The organism is Arthrobacter sp. 05L428 (assembly GCF_056397665.1).
The window spans coordinates 155,812-170,888 of record NZ_JBFTNW010000001.1; the positions used below are offsets into that span (position 1 = coordinate 155,812).

General features: G+C 67.4%; 14 protein-coding genes. 10 read left to right on the top strand and 4 right to left on the bottom strand.

All coding sequences use genetic code 11. The annotated features are described in order from the left end of the window. Window positions 1-51: 51 nt before the first annotated feature. Together AC1DH3_RS00775 and AC1DH3_RS00780 are read right to left on the bottom strand one after the other, a co-directional pair. The gene (locus tag AC1DH3_RS00775; RefSeq protein ID WP_476892029.1) at window positions 52-2,268 is read right to left on the bottom strand and encodes a S9 family peptidase; all 2,217 of its coding nucleotides are present in this window, start codon (window positions 2,266-2,268) and stop codon (window positions 52-54) included. Window positions 2,269-2,297: 29 nt separating this feature from the next. Next, window positions 2,298-3,359 (bottom strand): LCP family protein, encoded by a 1,062-nt coding sequence (locus tag AC1DH3_RS00780; RefSeq protein WP_476908404.1) that lies wholly within the window; start codon window positions 3,357-3,359, stop codon window positions 2,298-2,300. A gap of 170 nt (window positions 3,360-3,529) precedes the next feature. Here AC1DH3_RS00780 and paaA point away from each other — a divergent pair, with 170 nt between their 5' ends. The 7 genes from paaA to galU all read left to right on the top strand — a co-directional run bounded on the left by paaA (window position 3,530) and on the right by galU (window position 9,430). Next, window positions 3,530-4,573 carry a 1,2-phenylacetyl-CoA epoxidase subunit PaaA gene (gene paaA / locus AC1DH3_RS00785; RefSeq protein WP_476892031.1) on the top strand — a complete coding sequence of 348 codons (1,044 nt, stop codon included), beginning with the start codon at window positions 3,530-3,532 and terminating at the stop codon, window positions 4,571-4,573. Beyond that, entirely contained in the window at window positions 4,570-4,875 is a 306-nt protein-coding gene (gene paaB / locus AC1DH3_RS00790) for a 1,2-phenylacetyl-CoA epoxidase subunit PaaB (RefSeq protein WP_028265291.1), read from the top strand. Before paaA ends, paaB begins: the two co-directional genes overlap by 4 nt. Then, window positions 4,872-5,801 (top strand): 1,2-phenylacetyl-CoA epoxidase subunit PaaC, encoded by a 930-nt coding sequence (gene paaC / locus AC1DH3_RS00795; protein ID WP_441416879.1) that lies wholly within the window; start codon window positions 4,872-4,874, stop codon window positions 5,799-5,801. The genes paaB and paaC overlap by 4 nt, the downstream gene beginning before the upstream one ends. Window positions 5,802-5,842: 41 nt before the next feature. Further along, window positions 5,843-6,397 (top strand): 1,2-phenylacetyl-CoA epoxidase subunit PaaD, encoded by a 555-nt coding sequence (paaD, locus tag AC1DH3_RS00800; RefSeq protein ID WP_476892289.1) that lies wholly within the window; start codon window positions 5,843-5,845, stop codon window positions 6,395-6,397. Between the two features lie 15 nt (window positions 6,398-6,412). Next, window positions 6,413-7,639, top strand: a complete 1,227-nt coding sequence (gene paaE / locus AC1DH3_RS00805; protein ID WP_441416880.1) for a 1,2-phenylacetyl-CoA epoxidase subunit PaaE — start codon at window positions 6,413-6,415, stop codon at window positions 7,637-7,639. Window positions 7,640-7,663: 24 nt separating this feature from the next. Then, complete coding sequence (locus AC1DH3_RS00810; RefSeq protein ID WP_476908405.1) at window positions 7,664-8,446, top strand: enoyl-CoA hydratase/isomerase family protein; 783 nt, start codon at window positions 7,664-7,666, stop codon at window positions 8,444-8,446. Window positions 8,447-8,539: 93 nt separating this feature from the next. Next, window positions 8,540-9,430, top strand: coding sequence for a UTP--glucose-1-phosphate uridylyltransferase GalU (gene galU / locus AC1DH3_RS00815; protein ID WP_441416882.1), 891 nt, complete (start codon window positions 8,540-8,542; stop codon window positions 9,428-9,430). 26 nt (window positions 9,431-9,456) lie between these two features. On the opposite strand, the gene AC1DH3_RS00820 is transcribed toward galU, so the two are convergent. After that, window positions 9,457-9,918 carry an Lrp/AsnC family transcriptional regulator gene (locus AC1DH3_RS00820; protein ID WP_441416883.1) on the bottom strand — a complete coding sequence of 154 codons (462 nt, stop codon included), beginning with the start codon at window positions 9,916-9,918 and terminating at the stop codon, window positions 9,457-9,459. A 159-nt stretch (window positions 9,919-10,077) separates the two neighbouring features. Here AC1DH3_RS00820 and pdhA point away from each other — a divergent pair, with 159 nt between their 5' ends. The 3 genes from pdhA to AC1DH3_RS00835 are packed head-to-tail and all read left to right on the top strand — an operon-like array spanning window position 10,078 to window position 14,092. Beyond that, window positions 10,078-11,337, top strand: coding sequence for a pyruvate dehydrogenase (acetyl-transferring) E1 component subunit alpha (gene pdhA / locus AC1DH3_RS00825; RefSeq protein ID WP_441416884.1), 1,260 nt, complete (start codon window positions 10,078-10,080; stop codon window positions 11,335-11,337). Beyond that, window positions 11,334-12,446, top strand: a complete 1,113-nt coding sequence (locus AC1DH3_RS00830; RefSeq protein WP_476908406.1) for an alpha-ketoacid dehydrogenase subunit beta — start codon at window positions 11,334-11,336, stop codon at window positions 12,444-12,446. The genes pdhA and AC1DH3_RS00830 overlap by 4 nt, the downstream gene beginning before the upstream one ends. A 2-nt stretch (window positions 12,447-12,448) precedes the next feature. Continuing rightward, window positions 12,449-14,092 (top strand): dihydrolipoamide acetyltransferase family protein, encoded by a 1,644-nt coding sequence (locus tag AC1DH3_RS00835; RefSeq protein WP_476908407.1) that lies wholly within the window; start codon window positions 12,449-12,451, stop codon window positions 14,090-14,092. Window positions 14,093-14,101: 9 nt separating this feature from the next. Here the strand turns inward: AC1DH3_RS00835 and AC1DH3_RS00840 are convergent, their stop codons facing one another. Continuing rightward, complete coding sequence (locus AC1DH3_RS00840; RefSeq protein WP_441416887.1) at window positions 14,102-15,034, bottom strand: LysR family transcriptional regulator; 933 nt, start codon at window positions 15,032-15,034, stop codon at window positions 14,102-14,104. Window positions 15,035-15,077: the final 43 nt, after the last annotated feature.

Consider the following 15,077-nt stretch of genomic DNA (forward strand, 5'->3'; position numbering starts at 1 on the left):
TGAAGGCTCAAAACGGCGGTTACGGAGCGACCGACGGGGGAGAGGCGACGCCTACTTCAGCCCGGCGCCGGGCAGCAGTTCCGTGGCGCCGAGGGAGTCCGCGACGAAGGCGTAGTCCCAGGCGCGCTCTTTCCACTGCACGTAGCGGCCGGAGGCGCCGCCGTGGCCGCCCTCCATCTCGATCTTCATCACGATCGGCTCGCTGCCGGTGTTCACCTCGCGCAGCCGCTGCACCCACTTGGCCGGTTCCACGTAGAGCACCCGCGTGTCATTGAACGAAGTGACGGCCGCGATCTTGGGGTACGCCGCCGCCCGGACGTTCTCGTACGGCGTGTAGGACTTCATGTACGCGTACACGTCCGGGTCCGTGATCGGGTTGCCCCATTCCTCCCACTCCAGGGCGGAGAGTGGCAGTTCCGGGTCAAGGATGGTGGTCAGGGCATCCACGAACGGGACGGCTGCGACAATCGCCGCGTACTTTTCCGGCGCTAGGTTGGCCACGGCGCCCATCAGCAGGCCGCCGGCGGAGCCGCCCATCGCCGCAATCCGGGCCGGGTCCACCCAGCCGGATCCGGCGAGCCAGTCGGTGGCCGCAATGAAGTCGGTGAAGGTGTTCTTCTTGTGCAGCTTCTTGCCGTCGTCGTACCAGTGCCGGCCCAGCTCGCCGCCGCCGCGGACGTGCGCGATCACGAACACGATGCCGCGGTCCAGCAGCGAGAGCCGGGGAATGCCGAAGCCCGGGTCCATGCTCAGTTCGTAGGAGCCGTAGCCGTAGACCAGCCCGGCCGCGGTCGAATCCTGCCGCACCGAGGCGTGCCGGAGGACCGAGAGCGGGATGCGGGTCCCGTCGGACGCCACCGCCCATTCCCGGGTTGCGACGTAGTCGGCGGACGAGTAGCCGCCCAGCACCGGGCTCTCCTTGCGCAGCAGCAGCTCGCCGGCGGGCGCTTCCGCCGTCGGGAGCACAAAGTCGTAGAACCGCGAGGGCGTGAAGTAGGAGGTGTAGCCCATCCGGATGACGGGGGCCTCATAGTCGGAGCCGGCCACCCCGGCGGTGTACAGCTCCTCGTCAAAGGCCGGCTCCACGGGTGCGCCCTGGTCCGGGGTGCCGAGGCCCGCCAACGGAAGGACCTGCACCCGTTCGATCGTGTCCTTGCGGATGGACAGCACCAGATGGGTGGAGGTGACGCCGGCGCCGTTGACGCGCACCTGGTCGGAATGCGCGACAACCGTAAGCCAGTGCTGCTCGGCGGCGGGCTTGGCGAGTTCGGCCGGGTCCACGAGCGAGACCATCGAGTTGATGGCGTCCTTGTTGTGGGTCAGCAGGATGGTTTCGGACTTGTCGCCGTCCGGGCCGGTCAGCAGGAACGGTTCGGCCTCGTACAGGATGCGCTCGTCGCGGGAAATAACGGTTGTCAGCCCGGCATCGGGGTCATCGAAGCGCAGCAGGCGGGTTTCGCTGAACTCGGAGCAGCCGATGCCCAGGACCAGGTGCCGGCGGTCCGCGGAGAGCTCGAAGCCGAGCCACATGGCGACGTCGTCCTCCTGGTAGATCACCTCGTCCTCGCTGACGGGCGTGCCCAGGACGTGGGACTTCACCTGGTACGGGCGCCAGGACGCGTCCACCACGGTGTAGAAGATCCGGCTGCCGTCGGGGGAGAAGGAGATGCCGTAGAAGACGTTCTCGATCACGTCCGGGAGCAGTTCGCCGCTGCGGAGGTCCTTGATGCGCAGGGTGAACCGCTCGTCGCCGGCGTTGTCCACGGCGTAGGCATACAGGTTCCCGTCGATAGTGACCGCGGAGCCGCCGACGGCGAAGAACGGCTTGCCTTCGGCCTCAATGTTGCCGTCCAGGAGAACTTCCTCGCCCGGGATTTCGACGCCGACCTCGACGGCGGGGGGAGTCCAGTCCGCCACGCGGTCGCCGCTGTCCTGCGCGCGGACGCGGCACTGGATGCCGTATTCCTTGCCCTCGACCGAGCGGGTGTAGTACCACCAACCGTCCTTGCGGTTCGGCACGGAGAGGTCGGTCTCCTGGGTGCGTCCCTTGATTTCCTGGAAGATGGCCTCGCGCAGCGGTTCCTGGTGGGCGGTCACGGCTTCCTGGTACGCGTTTTCGGCCTTCAGGAGTTCCACGACCTCGGCGGATTCCTTGTCGCGGAGCCACTCGTAGTCGTCCTCGAACACGTCGCCGTGGTGGGTGCGTGGGGCAGGGACCTTCTTGGCGACGGGGGGCTGCGGGGAAGGCTGCACGGGAGTCTGCGTCATGGACCCAATCTACCCAACCCCCGCGCCGGTCAGTTGCCGTTTTGCAGTTTGTGGGCGGCCACGTAGTTGCTGAGCTTGTTGGCGCGGAGGGCCGCAGCGATCTCTGCGGTGGCGGCGGGATCCTCGAGCACAATGGATTGCCCGTCCGCACTGGTTCCGACCCCCGCCGTCGGCAGCGTGAAGAACACGGCGCCGTTGGCCGGGGTGGTGTGGAAGCTGAACGCCAGGCGTGCCAGGGCGTCCAAGGTCAGTCCCGGGGTCACCGTGATGCGGGGCAGTGCAGTGGTCGCCAGTTTGCGGGCGGTGGCGCGGTCGGTTGCGCCCTGCTTGACGACCTTGGTCAGCACGGCCTTGAGGAAGGTCTGTTGATTGCGAACGCGCTGGTAGTCGCCGTCGACGAACGCTTTGCGTTCGCGAACGAAGTCCAGGGCCCGGGCGCCGTTGAGCCGGTTCACTCCGGCCGGAAACCTGACCCCCGGGTCGATGGTCGACTCAAAGGGCAGCTTCACATTAACGTCGACGCCGCCGACTGCGTCCGTCAGGGCGGCGAAAGTCTGGAAATCGACCATGACGGTGTGGTTGACGTGCTGGCCCAGCAGGGACTCGACGGTCCGCGTCACCAGGGGGAGGCCGCCCAGCAGCAGGCTTGAGTTGATCTTGGCTTGGCCGTGGCCGGGGATGTCCACCCACAGGTCACGCATCAGAGAGATGCCGTACGCCTGCTTCCGGTTGGCAGGGATGTGCAGGAACACGATGCTGTCCGCCAGTTGGGTCGACGGCTTGCCCGCAGCGGCCGCGGCCCGCTGGTTGACCCGGCTGTCGCTGCCGACCAGCAGGATGTTCAGCGCGGTGGGCGGAGGCTCCGGCGGCGGGGTGGGCTTGGGCTTCTTGGTCGCCGCTGGTGTGGCGCTCGGGGCCGGGGTCTGCGGCGGGGCCGCGTTCTCCGTCCGCGGTGCCATCAGGAAGGCCGCCGCGGCAATGCCGGCGGTCAGCAGCAGCCCCAGGGCGGCGAACAGGATCCGGCGGCGCCGCCGGCCCGTCGGTGGCGGGGGTGGTGCTGCTGGTGGTTCTGCTGCTTCCGGCGTTGCCATGACCGGACAATATCACCGGAGGCCATGGCTGGTCCGTCTCCTCCGGGCCGCCGGGCGCCCCGCGTGTCGGCTGCCGCGGCCAGCGCCGCGGTGCTTGACTCCCTTCCTGCCTTCCGCATATCCTGAACGAACGGTCGGTAATTATTTATCGGAAATGCATAGGAGCAACCATGGCATCGCAGACCCTGCAGTCAGTGCCCGCCGAGCCATCCCCGGCACGGCACGAAACGCGGCATGAAATGAGCCCGGAGGACGCGGCCCGCCGTGATGCCGAGGGGCAGGCCTACTTCGACAAGGTCATGGCGGAGGACTCCCGGATCGAACCCCGTGACTGGATGCCGCCGGCCTATCGCAAGACCCTGCTGCGCCAGATCTCGCAGCATGCGCACTCGGAGATCATCGGCATGCAGCCCGAGGCCAACTGGATCTCCCGTGCCCCGAGCCTCAAGCGCAAGGCCATCCTGATGGCCAAGGTCCAGGACGAGGCCGGTCACGGCCTCTATCTCTATTCCGCCGCCGAGACCCTTGGCCAGCCGCGCGACCAGATGATGCAGGACCTGATGGACGGCAAGGCCAAGTACTCCTCCATCTTCAACTACCCGGCCCGGACCTGGGCGGATATGGGTGCCATCGGATGGATGGTTGACGGCGCTGCGATTGCCAACCAGGTGCCGCTCTGCCGGGCCTCCTTCGGCCCCTATGGCCGCGCGATGGTCCGCGTCTGCAAGGAGGAGTCCTTCCACCAGCGGCAGGGCTTCGAGATCCTGCTCGAACTCTCGAACGGCACCCCCGAGCAGAAGCAGATGGCCCAGGACGCCGTGAACCGCTGGTACGCCCCGGCCCTGATGATGTTCGGCCCGCCGGATGACGATTCCCCCAACTCCAAGCAGTCCATGGCCTGGAACATCAAGCGCTTCAGCAACGACGAGCTCCGCAACCGTTTCGTCGGCATGATGATGGAGCAGGTCAAGGTCCTGGGACTCACCCTCCCGGACAAGGACATCCGTTTCAACGAAGAAACCAAGAAATGGGAGCATGGCCCGCTTGACTGGGATGAGTTCCACGAAGTCCTGGCCGGCCGCGGACCGTGCAACGCCCAGCGCCTGGAACGACGCCGCGAAGCCCACGAGAACGGTGCCTGGGTACGCGAAGCCGCCGCCGCCTACGCGGAAAAGCAGGCCAAAAAGCACGCAGAGAAGGAATCCGCAGCATGACAACCCCCGAACCCCACGCAGGCAACGTCTGGCCCATCTGGGAAGTCTTCGTCCGCTCCAGCCGCGGCCTCTCCCATGTCCACGCCGGATCCCTGCATGCCCCGGACGCCGCGATGGCCCTGCGCAACGCGCGGGACCTTTACACCCGCCGCAATGAGGGCGTGTCCATCTGGGTGGTCCCCGCCGACGCCATCGCCTCAAGCGACCCGGATTCAAAGGGCTCCTTCTTCGAGTCGCCGCAGGGCAAGGATTACCGGCACGCGACGTACTACACCAAGAGCGAAGGCGTGAAGCACCTGTGAGCACCCCCGAAGCAACGACTGAAGCAAACGCCCACGACGCGGGCCACGGGGACATCTCCGTCGGCGTCACCGGGGCAGGAGCCGGCGGCGACGGCATGGCCAGCGCCACCCGGATCACCCCCGGAAATGCCCTCCGCCCGGAGGACATTGCCCTGGCCGTCAGCCGCGGCACCGCCAAGCCCAGCGAAGACGCCGCCGAATTCGCCCTCCGCCTGGGCGACGACGCCCTGGTCCTGGCCCAGCGCCTGGGCCACTGGATCTCCCGTGCGCCGGAGCTCGAAGAGGACATCGCCCTGGGCAACATCGCCCTGGACCAGCTGGGCCATGCCCGCTCCTTCCTCAGCTACGCCGGCGGATTTGACGGCCGCAGCGAGGACGATCTTGCGTACTTCCGCCGCGAGCCTGAGTTCCGGTCTGTCGAGATTTTCGAAATCCCGAACGGCGACTTCGCGGTCACGATCGCCCGGCAGTTCGTCGTGAGCTATTACCAGTTCGAGCTGTACCGCCGGCTGGTGGACTCCACCGACGCCACCCTGGCCGGCATTGCGGCGAAGGCCGTCAAGGAAGTGGACTACCACCGCGACCACAGCGCCCAGTGGGTGCTGCGCCTGGCCCTCGGCACGGACGAGTCCCGCCAGCGGATGATCCACGGCTTCAAGGTCATCTGGCCCTACGTCGACGAGCTGTTCCGCGACGATGAGCTTACCCACCGCCTCAGCGAGTCCGGTGCCGCCGTCGAGCCCTCCAGCCTGCGCGCCGACTTCGACCGCCTCACCGGCGCGGTGCTCGCGGAAGCGGAACTGGAAGTCCCGCAGGTCCAGCCCGCACCGGGCGGCGGCCGCCGCGGACTCCACTCGGAACACCTGGGCTACCTCCTCTCCGAAATGCAGGTCCTGGCACGCGAATTCCCCGGAGCGAGCTGGTAACCATGCCGGACATGTACGTCAGCCACCCCACGGCCGATTCCATGGCACCCGGGCAGCAGAAGACCGCAGACCAGAAGACTGCGGATCAGAAAGCCTGGGACGTCGCCGCCACGGTCTGCGACCCGGAAATCCCCGTCCTCACCATCGAGGACCTCGGGATCCTTCGCAACGTCCGGGTGACGAAGGAACCAAACGCAGACGACGGCGGCATGGTCCCGGCCGTGCAAGTCACCATCACGCCCACCTACTCGGGCTGCCCTGCCATGGACGCCATTCGCGACGACCTCGTGACCGCCTTCAACCGGGAGGGCTATCCCAGCGTCAACGTTGAGCTGGTTCTCTCCCCGGCATGGACCACGGACTGGATGAGCGAGTCCGGCAAGGCCAAGCTGGAGCAGTACGGGATCGCCCCGCCTTCCGGCCACTCCAACGCCGTCCGGCACGCCGGGCCGATCCGCCTGTCCCTCGCCGTCAAATGCCCGCAGTGTTCATCGCTGAACACCAAGGAACTCACCCGCTTCGGTTCCACGTCCTGCAAGGCGCTGTACGTCTGCCAGGACTGCAAGGAACCGTTCGACTACTTCAAAGTTTTGTAAGGAACAGGTGCCTCCATGACTGTTGTCCGCCAGACCGCCGCCGAGTCGGCCGCAGCCACCGGCCGCCGTCGTGCGTCCTTCCACGCCCTGACGGTGGACGAAGTCCGCCGGCTCACCGATGACGCCATCGAGGTGACCTTCGGCGTTCCGGCTGAACTGGCCGGCCAGTTCGATTACCTCCCGGGCCAGTACGTCGCCCTGCGAACCACCCTTCCGGACGAGTCCGGCGAGCCGAAGGAAATCCGCCGCAGCTACTCGATCTGCGCGGAGCCGCGCAGCTTCGCGGACGGCAGCAGCGAAATCCGTGTGGCCATCAAGAAGGACCTCGGCGGCCTTTTCTCCACCTGGGCCAACTCCGAGCTCAAGGCCGGCGACGTCCTGGACGTGATGAGCCCGATGGGCGCCTTTGTGTCCAAGCACGGCCGCGACGGCAAGCCCGTGGAACAGAACGTCATGAACTCCATGAACCATCCGGAAGAGCTGGCGGGGGAGCCCGGATCGTTTGTCGCGATCGCCGCCGGATCCGGCATCACTCCCGTGATCGCGATCGCCCGGACGCTGCTCGCTGCCCACCCGGATACCCGCTTCGACTTGATCTACGCCAACAAGGCCGCCATGGACGTGATGTTCCTTGAGGAACTCGCGGACCTCAAGGACAAGTACCCGTCGCGCCTGGCGCTGCACCATGTGCTCTCGCGCGAACAGCGGATCGCGCCGCTGCTCAGCGGCCGGATCGACGCCGAAAAGCTCCAGGCGCTGCTGGGCACCGCGATCCACGCCGACGACGTCGACGAATGGTTCCTCTGCGGACCGTTCGAGCTCGTCCAGCTGTGCCGCGACACCCTTGCGGCCCGGGGCGTGGAGCCGGAACACGTCCGCTTCGAGCTGTTCAGCTCCGGCAAGCCGGACCGCCCCGAGGGCAACATCGGCCGGCCGGTGATCGCGGACGAGTCCAAAGAGACGTACAAGATCACCTTCAAGCTCGACGGACTGCAGGGCGAGGTCGCCAGCCCCACACACGCCCGCGAATCGATCCTCAACGCGGCCCTGCGGGTCCGGCCGGACGTCCCCTTCGCGTGCGCCGGCGGCGTCTGCGGCACCTGCCGCGCCAAGGTGGTCAGCGGCTCGGTCACGATGGACGAGAACTACGCGCTGGAGCAGGACGAACTGGACAAGGGCTACGTGCTGACCTGCCAGTCCCATCCCACCACCGCCGAAGTCACCGTCGACTTCGACGTCTAAGCCTTCACCCATCCAAGGAGCCGCATGATTTCCCTGACCATCGCCGACGGCATCGCCGAGGTTGTCCTGGACGCGCCGCAGAAGCTGAACTCGCTGGACGAGCAGGCGCTGCAGGATTTGGCACAGGCGTACGACGACGCCGCCGACGCCGCCGCGCGCGGGGAGGTGCGGGCACTGCTGCTGCGCGGCGAGGGCCGTGCCTTTTGCGCGGGCAGGGACATCGCCGGCGTGACTCCGGAGAGCGACGACGCCCAGGCCTACCTGGGCGGACTCGTCCAGCCGCTGCTAAAGAAGATGAGCTCCTTCCCGGCACCCACCTTCGCCGCAGCGCAGGGCGCCTGCCTGGGGGTGGGGCTCGGGCTGCTGCTGGCCACGGACGTGGTCTACGTCGCGGACACGGCCAAGTTCGGTTCCCCTTTCGCCAAGCTCGGCGCCACGCTGGACTCCGGCGGGCACTGGTACTTCACCGAACGGCTTGGGATGCACCGCACCCTCGATTTGATCTACACCGCGGAGCTCATGAGCGGCGCCGAGGCGGTGGCGCAGGGACTGTTCAGCCGAGCCATGCCGGCGGAGGAGCTGCTGGAGAGCACCCGGGCCATCGTCGCCGGGGTGGCCACCGGCGCCACCGGAGCGTTCAACGCCAGCAAGGAACTGGTGGCACATATCCGCGACCAGCGCCTTGGCCTCTGGGAGGCTATGGAGGAGGAGAACGCCGAGCAGGCCCGCCTCTGCAAGAGCGAGGACTACGCCGAGGGTTTCCTGGCCTTCCAGGAGAAGCGCGCCCCGGTTTTCAAGGGCAGATAGCCGCTCCTGCGCCTTACCAAGCCCTGGCTGCGCTAGTACTCGTCTTTGCTACGAAGCATTCTCATTTCCGGAACGCGCTTGTAATGTTCGGTTATGACTTTGGGGAAATCTGTAACTAAGGCTGTCATTCCTGCCGCTGGACTGGGCACCCGCTTCCTGCCGGCAACGAAGGCGATGCCTAAGGAAATGCTGCCTGTGGTGGACCAGCCGGCCATCCAGTACGTGGTCGAAGAGGCTGTCAGGGCCGGGCTCACAGACCTGCTGATGATTACGGGGCGGCAGAAGCGCGCGTTGGAGGACCACTTTGACCGGGCGCCCGGGCTCGAGCGGACGCTGGAGCTCAAGGGCGACACGGAGCGCCTGGCCGCGGTTCACGAGGCCTCCGCCCTCGGACCCATCCACTACGTCCGGCAGGGAGAGGCCAAGGGCCTGGGGCACGCTGTGCTGTGCGCCAGCCAGCATGTTGGCGACGAGCCCTTTGCCGTCCTCTTGGGCGATGACCTGATAGATGAAGCCGAGGACCTGCTCACCACCATGATGGAGGTGCAGCAGAAGACGGGTGGATCGGTGATTGCCCTGATCGAGGTGGATCCTTCGCAGATCAGCGCTTACGGATGCGCGGACATTACGGCCATCGAGGGCGAGGAGTTCGTCCGGGTGAACAGCCTGGTTGAGAAGCCGGCCGCCGGCGAGGCGCCCTCGAACCTTGCCGTGATCGGCCGCTACGTGCTGCACCCGTCTGTTTTCGGCGTCCTGGAGGACACCCCGCCGGGGCGCGGCGGCGAGATCCAGCTGACGGATGCGCTGCAGTCCCTGGCCGTCGGTGAGGGCGAAGGCTCCGGCGTCTACGGCGTGGTCTTCAAAGGCCGGCGCTACGACACCGGAGACAAGCTCAGCTACCTGAAGGCCGTCATCACCATCGCCTGCGAGCGCGTTGAGTTCGGCGAAGAACTCAAGATCTGGCTCAAGGGTTTCGTGAACTGACCGGAGTACCTTGCGGCCCGGGGCGGCTATCTCGTATCCAGGTCCTCGAACACCAGGAACGTCTGCGTGTCCAGGACCCCGGGCATGGACTGCAGCTGGTCGAAGATCACCCGGCGCAGGTCCACGTTGTCCACGGCGCGGACCAGCAGAATGACGTCGAAGTCACCGCCCACCAGGGCGATGTGGTGCACCTCGGGAATCGCGCGGAGCAGTTCCCGAAGCTCCCGCCAGGAATGCTGGCGCACCTTCAGCGTCACGTAGGCGGATGACTTCAGCCCGGCCTTGATCGGATCCACGAGCGCCGTGAACTTGGTAAGGACCCCCTCGCCGGTCAGCCGGGCAATCCGGGTGTACGCGTGGGCGCGGGAAATGTGGACATTCTCGGCCACCTGGGTCACGGACATCCGGCCGTCACGGGTCAGTTCGGCGATGATGTTCCGGTCCACGTCGTCGAGCGGTACCGCCTGGTCCGCTTCCGCCTCTGCCATTTGTCCACAACCTCCGCCGGTAATCCAGCTCACATTTACGTTTTGTCTTTCAGGTTAGGGCAAAATCCGGGACTTCTCCATGATTCCGGCCGGGGGTGGATACGAAACGGTCCCCGGGACCATACTGGGAGCGAATAGTGGCTACAGAAAGACGGACCAATGACGATCTCCGCAGACCACCCTGCGCAGCAGCCTGTGGCCGCGCAGCAGCCGGCCCCCGGGCAAGCGGCCTCCGCCGCGACGGAAAATCCCGCCAGCGAGGCCGTGCGCAAGTTCGGCATCACGGTCGAGGACTACATGCTTCCCGCCCGGCACCCGATCCAGATCGTGGGACCCGACGGCGCGCCGAACGCGCACACGGAGCAGGGCGCCCAGCCCGGCCACGAATACGGCCTCCCGGGGGACGCGGAACTGATGGCCGCCTACGAGCAGCTAGTCGTCGGCCGCCGCGTCAACGACCAAAACTCCGCGCTGGTCCGCCAGGGCCGGATGGCCGTCTACCCCTCCAGCCACGGTCAGGAGGCCTGCCAGGTCGCGGCGGCGCTCTGCCTCTCCGACGGGGACTGGATGTTCCCCACCTACCGCGACTCGGTGGCCGTGATGGCCCGCGGCGTGGACCCGGTCCAGACCATGACGCTGTTCCGTGGCGACTGGCACGGCGGCTACGACCCCGCCAAGCACAAGGTCGGCATCCAGTGCACGCCGCTGACCACCCAACTGCTCCACGCCGTCGGCGTCGCCCACGCGGCCAAACTCCGCGGCGAGGACACCGTTGTCCTGGCCATGTGCGGCGACGGCGCCACCAGCGAGGGCGACTTCCACGAGGCGCTGAACTTTGCCGCCGTGTTCCACCTCCCGGTGGTCTTCTTCGTCCAGAACAACCAGTACGCCATCTCCGTGCCGCTCGCGCACCAGTCGGTCGCGCCGTCGCTCGCGCACAAGGCCGTCGGCTACGGCATGGCCGGCGAACGCGTGGACGGCAACGACATTGTTGCGCTCCTGGCCGTACTCGGCCGGGCCGTGAAACTGGCCCGCGACGGTTCCGGCCCGCTCCTGGTGGAAGCGCACACCTACCGGATGCAGGCCCACACCAACGCCGACGACGCCACCCGTTACCGGCAGGACAGCGAGGTGGCCGAATGGGTCGCCAAGGATCCGCTGAGCCGGATGAAGACCTACCTGACGGAGCGCGGACTGCTCGACGACGACGGCGCCGCCCGGATCGCGGAAAAGGCCGAAACCGTAGCCGCGCAGCTGCGCGAGGGCCTGGGCGAGGATGTCCCCGTAGATCCCCAGGACCTCTTCAAGTACGTCTTCTCCGCCCCGACCCCGCAGCTGAAGGAACAGTCCGCCATGCTCGCCGACGAACTGGCACGCGACGCCGCCTCCGCCACGACTTCCGAGGAGTCCGCACAATGAGCCCCACCGTCACCACCTCCTCCGAGGCGAACAACAACGTCAGTGCCGCCACGGCCCGGGCCGCAGCCAAGGCCGCCGTTGAAGCCGAAAAGACCGGCCCGCAGACCATCACCCTGGCCAAGGCGCTGAACACCGCCATGGCCGACGCCATGCACGCCGATGCCTCGGTGCTGGTCTTCGGCGAGGACGTCGGCACGCTCGGCGGCGTCTTCCGCATCACCGACGGGCTCACCAAGACCTTCGGGCAGAGCCGCTGCTTCGACACCCCGCTGGCCGAATCCGGCATTGTCGGCATGGCCGTGGGCATGGCCATGAACGGCATGCGCCCGGTCATCGAGATGCAGTTCGACGCCTTCGCCTACCCGGCGTTCGAACAGATCGTCAGCCACGTCGCCAAGATGCACAACCGCACCAAAGGCACCGTGAAGCTGCCGATCGTCATCCGCGTCCCGTACGCCGGCGGCATCGGGGGAGTGGAGCACCACTGCGACTCCTCCGAGGCCTACTACGCCCACACCGCTGGCCTCAAGGTCTTCACCCCGGCCACCGTGGCCGACGGCTACCGGATGCTCCGCGAAGCCATCGACTCGGACGACCCGGTGATGTTCATGGAGCCCAAGAAGCTGTATTGGTCCAAGGACCAGGTGGACCTGGACGCGCTGCGGGCCGAGCACGCCGCGAACGCCGAACGCGGGACCTCCTCCGAGGGCCGCGCCGCCGTCGCCCGTCCCGGCACCGACGCCACGCTGATCGCCTACGGCCCGTCCGTCCCGACGGCGCTCGCCGCCGCGGCCGCCGCCGCCGAGGAGGGCCGCTCACTTGAGGTGATCGACGTCCGCTCGATCGTGCCGTTCGACGACGAGACCGTCTGCGCCTCGGTCCGCAAAACCGGCCGCGCCGTTGTCATCGCCGAAGCCCACGGCTTCGCCTCGGTGGCCTCCGAGATCGTGGCCCGGGTCCAGGAACGCTGCTTCCACCACCTGGCCGCGCCGATCCGCCGCGTCACCGGCTTCGACGTGCCGTACCCGGCGCCGAAACTCGAGCACTACTACCTGCCCGGCGTGGACCGCATCCTCGACGCCGTTGACGACCTCCAGTGGGAAGACTGACCATGACCGAACCGAAAGTATTCCTCCTGCCGGACCTCGGCGAAGGCCTCACCGAAGCCGAGCTCGTCAGCTGGCTCGTAGCCGTGGGTGACGAGATCCGCGTCGACCAGCCGATCGCCGAGGTGGAGACGGCCAAGTCCATGGTCGAGGTCCCCTCGCCGTACGCCGGCACCGTCGCCGTGCTGCACGGCGAGCCCGGCCAGACGCTCGACGTCGGCAAGCCGCTGATTTCTGTCCTGCCGGTTGGTGCTGCTATCTCCGGTGGGGCCGCCGCGGATGATGCCGCCCCTGGTGCGGGTGGCGCCGCCACAGGCAATGCCGCCCCCGCCCCTTCGCCGGACGGCATTGCTGCAAGCAGCATGCCGTCCGGCTCCGGAAGGCCCGATGCCACTCCCGGGGCGGCATTGCCTGCGCCGGCTGGGAACGCTGTCGGCTCACCCGCCGCTGTTGCCGGTGTTTCCGGCTCGCCTGCTGCTGATTTGTCGCCAGATTCGCCTGTGGGTGCTTCCTCTCCTGCTGCTGAGACCTACCGCGAGGAGGAGAAAGCCGGGTCCGGGAATGTGCTGATTGGGTATGGGACTCCGGGCGGGCACGGGGTTGCTCGGCGGACGCGGGCACCTAAGCGGGCCGTATTGGCCGAGCCTGTGGCTCAGGTGTCTGCGGCGGAGAAGGCTGCGGACGATCTCTTGCTGATGCGGACGCGGGTTCCGGGGAAGCTGGGGGCCGTGATTTCTCCGCTGGTCCGGCGGATGGCGCGGGACCATGGGGTTGATTTAGGGGAGCTGCAGGGTTCCGGGACGAGCGGGCTGATCATGCGCCGCGACGTCGAGGCCCTGATCAAGCCGGCTCCGGCAGCTGGGCGACCCGCGGCGCAGCCGGCGGAAACGGCGCTGCCCGCCGCCGGTGGCACCGATGCGCGGACCGGGCTGGGCATTTCCGGGCGCACCCCGGTCCGGGGCGTGCGCAAGGCCGTGGCCGCGAACATGAGCCGCAGCCGTTCCGAGATTCCCGAAGCCACCGTGTGGGTGGACGTGGACGCCACGGCGCTCGTGGAGCTTCGTGCCGCGTTGAAGAAGACGGATCCGCACCACGCCCCGGGGCTGCTGGCGTTCATTGCCCGGTTCGTCACCGCCGGGCTCAAGAAGTTCCCGGAGCTGAACACCCGGATCGTCACCACCGAGGACACCACGGGCGGGGCCAGCCAGGAAATCGTGGCCTTCGACGGCGTCAACCTGGGGTTTGCGGCGCAGACGGACCGGGGTCTGATGGTCCCCTCCGTGCGGAACGCGGACAAACTCAGCGCCCGGGAACTGGATGCGGAGATCCGGCGGCTCACCGCCGTCGTCCGCGACGGTAAAGCCACGCCTGCGGAGCTGGGCAGCGGCACTTTCACGCTGAACAACTACGGCGTCTTCGGCGTGGACGGTTCCGCGGCAATCATCAACCACCCCGAGGTGGGCATCCTCGGCGTCGGACGCATCATCGACAAGCCGTGGGTGGTCAACGGGGAGCTTGCCGTCCGCAAGGTCACCGAGCTGACGCTCACCTTCGACCACCGCGTGTGCGACGGCGGAACCGCCGGCGGTTTCCTGCGCTACGTCGCCGATGCGATCGAGAACCCGGGGGCCGTGCTGGCCGATCTCTGAGACTGCCGGCTAGTGCACGGTGCCGCGGCCCGGGACCTGGCCCGGCGGCACTTTGGACAGCAACGTCCGCGCTGCCATCTGGGCCATCTTCCGGGTCGCCGGCGACAAGTAGGCGCCCTCCCGCTGGATGAGGGCGATCGTGTCGAACAAGGGCTCGGCGAAAGGGACGGCATGGACGTTTTTCGGAAAACCGGGTCCTCTGACAATCGCCTGGGGGACAAAAGAGTCAGCCGCCCCTGCGGCGACCAGGCCCAGGGCGGTGTCGACATGTTCCACCTCGATGGCCGGATCGATTTTCAGCCCCTTGAGATGGGCGCGTTCCAGAATCTGCCGGCGGGTGGGGTCACGCCAGCCGGCGAAGGCGTCATAGAGGACCAGTTTCGACTCAGCGAGCTCCTCAATGGTGACCGGGCCGCGTGAAGGATGCCGGGTGGCCGACACGAAGAAGACTTCGTCCCGGAAGAGCGGCCGAACCTGAAGGCCCGTTTCCGCCACCGGCAGCACGATCAGCCCGGCCTCGATTTCGCCCGACGCCACGGACTCGGCCACGGTCACCGAGTTCAACCCGACGAGGCGCACCCTGACCTTGGGGTACCGGCGGTGGAAGCGCTGCACCAGGTCGGCGAGGTCGTAGTGGGCTCCGTACCGCAGCACTCCAAAAGTGCAGACGCCTCCCTCCAGCGCCGACATGGACCTCAGCGCCTCGACTCCGTTGTCGAACGAGGTGACCGATTGCAGCGCGTGGACCCGCAGTTCCACAGCCGCCGTGGTAGGAATGAGCCGCCGGCCGCCGCGGGTGAACAGGCTGTGCTGCAGCTCATGTTCGAGCCGGCTGATGAGTTCGGAGACAGAGGCCTGGCTTGTTTCCAGCTTTCGTGCCGCAGCGGTGAAGGAACCGAGTTCGTAGGCCGCTAAGAAGGCCCGGAGTTGCGCGAGTGTCATGGCTAACCCTGGCTCTCAGTAAGACATTCGGCAGGTTTGCGGA

Bases quoted from the DNA above. Each gene is read 5' to 3' on its own strand.
- AC1DH3_RS00830 (WP_476908406.1), top strand. From the start codon at position 11,334: ATGAGCCCCACCGTCACCACCTCCTCCGAGGCGAACAACAACGTCAGT.
- paaE (WP_441416880.1), top strand. From the start codon at position 6,413: ATGACTGTTGTCCGCCAGACCGCCGCCGAGTCGGCCGCAGCCACCGGC.
- paaA (WP_476892031.1), top strand. From the start codon at position 3,530: ATGGCATCGCAGACCCTGCAGTCAGTGCCCGCCGAGCCATCCCCGGCA.
- paaD (WP_476892289.1), top strand. From the start codon at position 5,843: ATGGCACCCGGGCAGCAGAAGACCGCAGACCAGAAGACTGCGGATCAG.
- AC1DH3_RS00820 (WP_441416883.1), bottom strand. From the start codon at position 9,918: ATGGCAGAGGCGGAAGCGGACCAGGCGGTACCGCTCGACGACGTGGAC.
- paaB (WP_028265291.1), top strand. From the start codon at position 4,570: ATGACAACCCCCGAACCCCACGCAGGCAACGTCTGGCCCATCTGGGAA.
- AC1DH3_RS00775 (WP_476892029.1), bottom strand. From the start codon at position 2,268: ATGACGCAGACTCCCGTGCAGCCTTCCCCGCAGCCCCCCGTCGCCAAG.
- AC1DH3_RS00835 (WP_476908407.1), top strand. From the start codon at position 12,449: ATGACCGAACCGAAAGTATTCCTCCTGCCGGACCTCGGCGAAGGCCTC.
- AC1DH3_RS00810 (WP_476908405.1), top strand. From the start codon at position 7,664: ATGATTTCCCTGACCATCGCCGACGGCATCGCCGAGGTTGTCCTGGAC.
- AC1DH3_RS00840 (WP_441416887.1), bottom strand. From the start codon at position 15,034: ATGACACTCGCGCAACTCCGGGCCTTCTTAGCGGCCTACGAACTCGGT.
- AC1DH3_RS00780 (WP_476908404.1), bottom strand. From the start codon at position 3,359: ATGGCAACGCCGGAAGCAGCAGAACCACCAGCAGCACCACCCCCGCCA.
- galU (WP_441416882.1), top strand. From the start codon at position 8,540: ATGACTTTGGGGAAATCTGTAACTAAGGCTGTCATTCCTGCCGCTGGA.
- pdhA (WP_441416884.1), top strand. From the start codon at position 10,078: ATGACGATCTCCGCAGACCACCCTGCGCAGCAGCCTGTGGCCGCGCAG.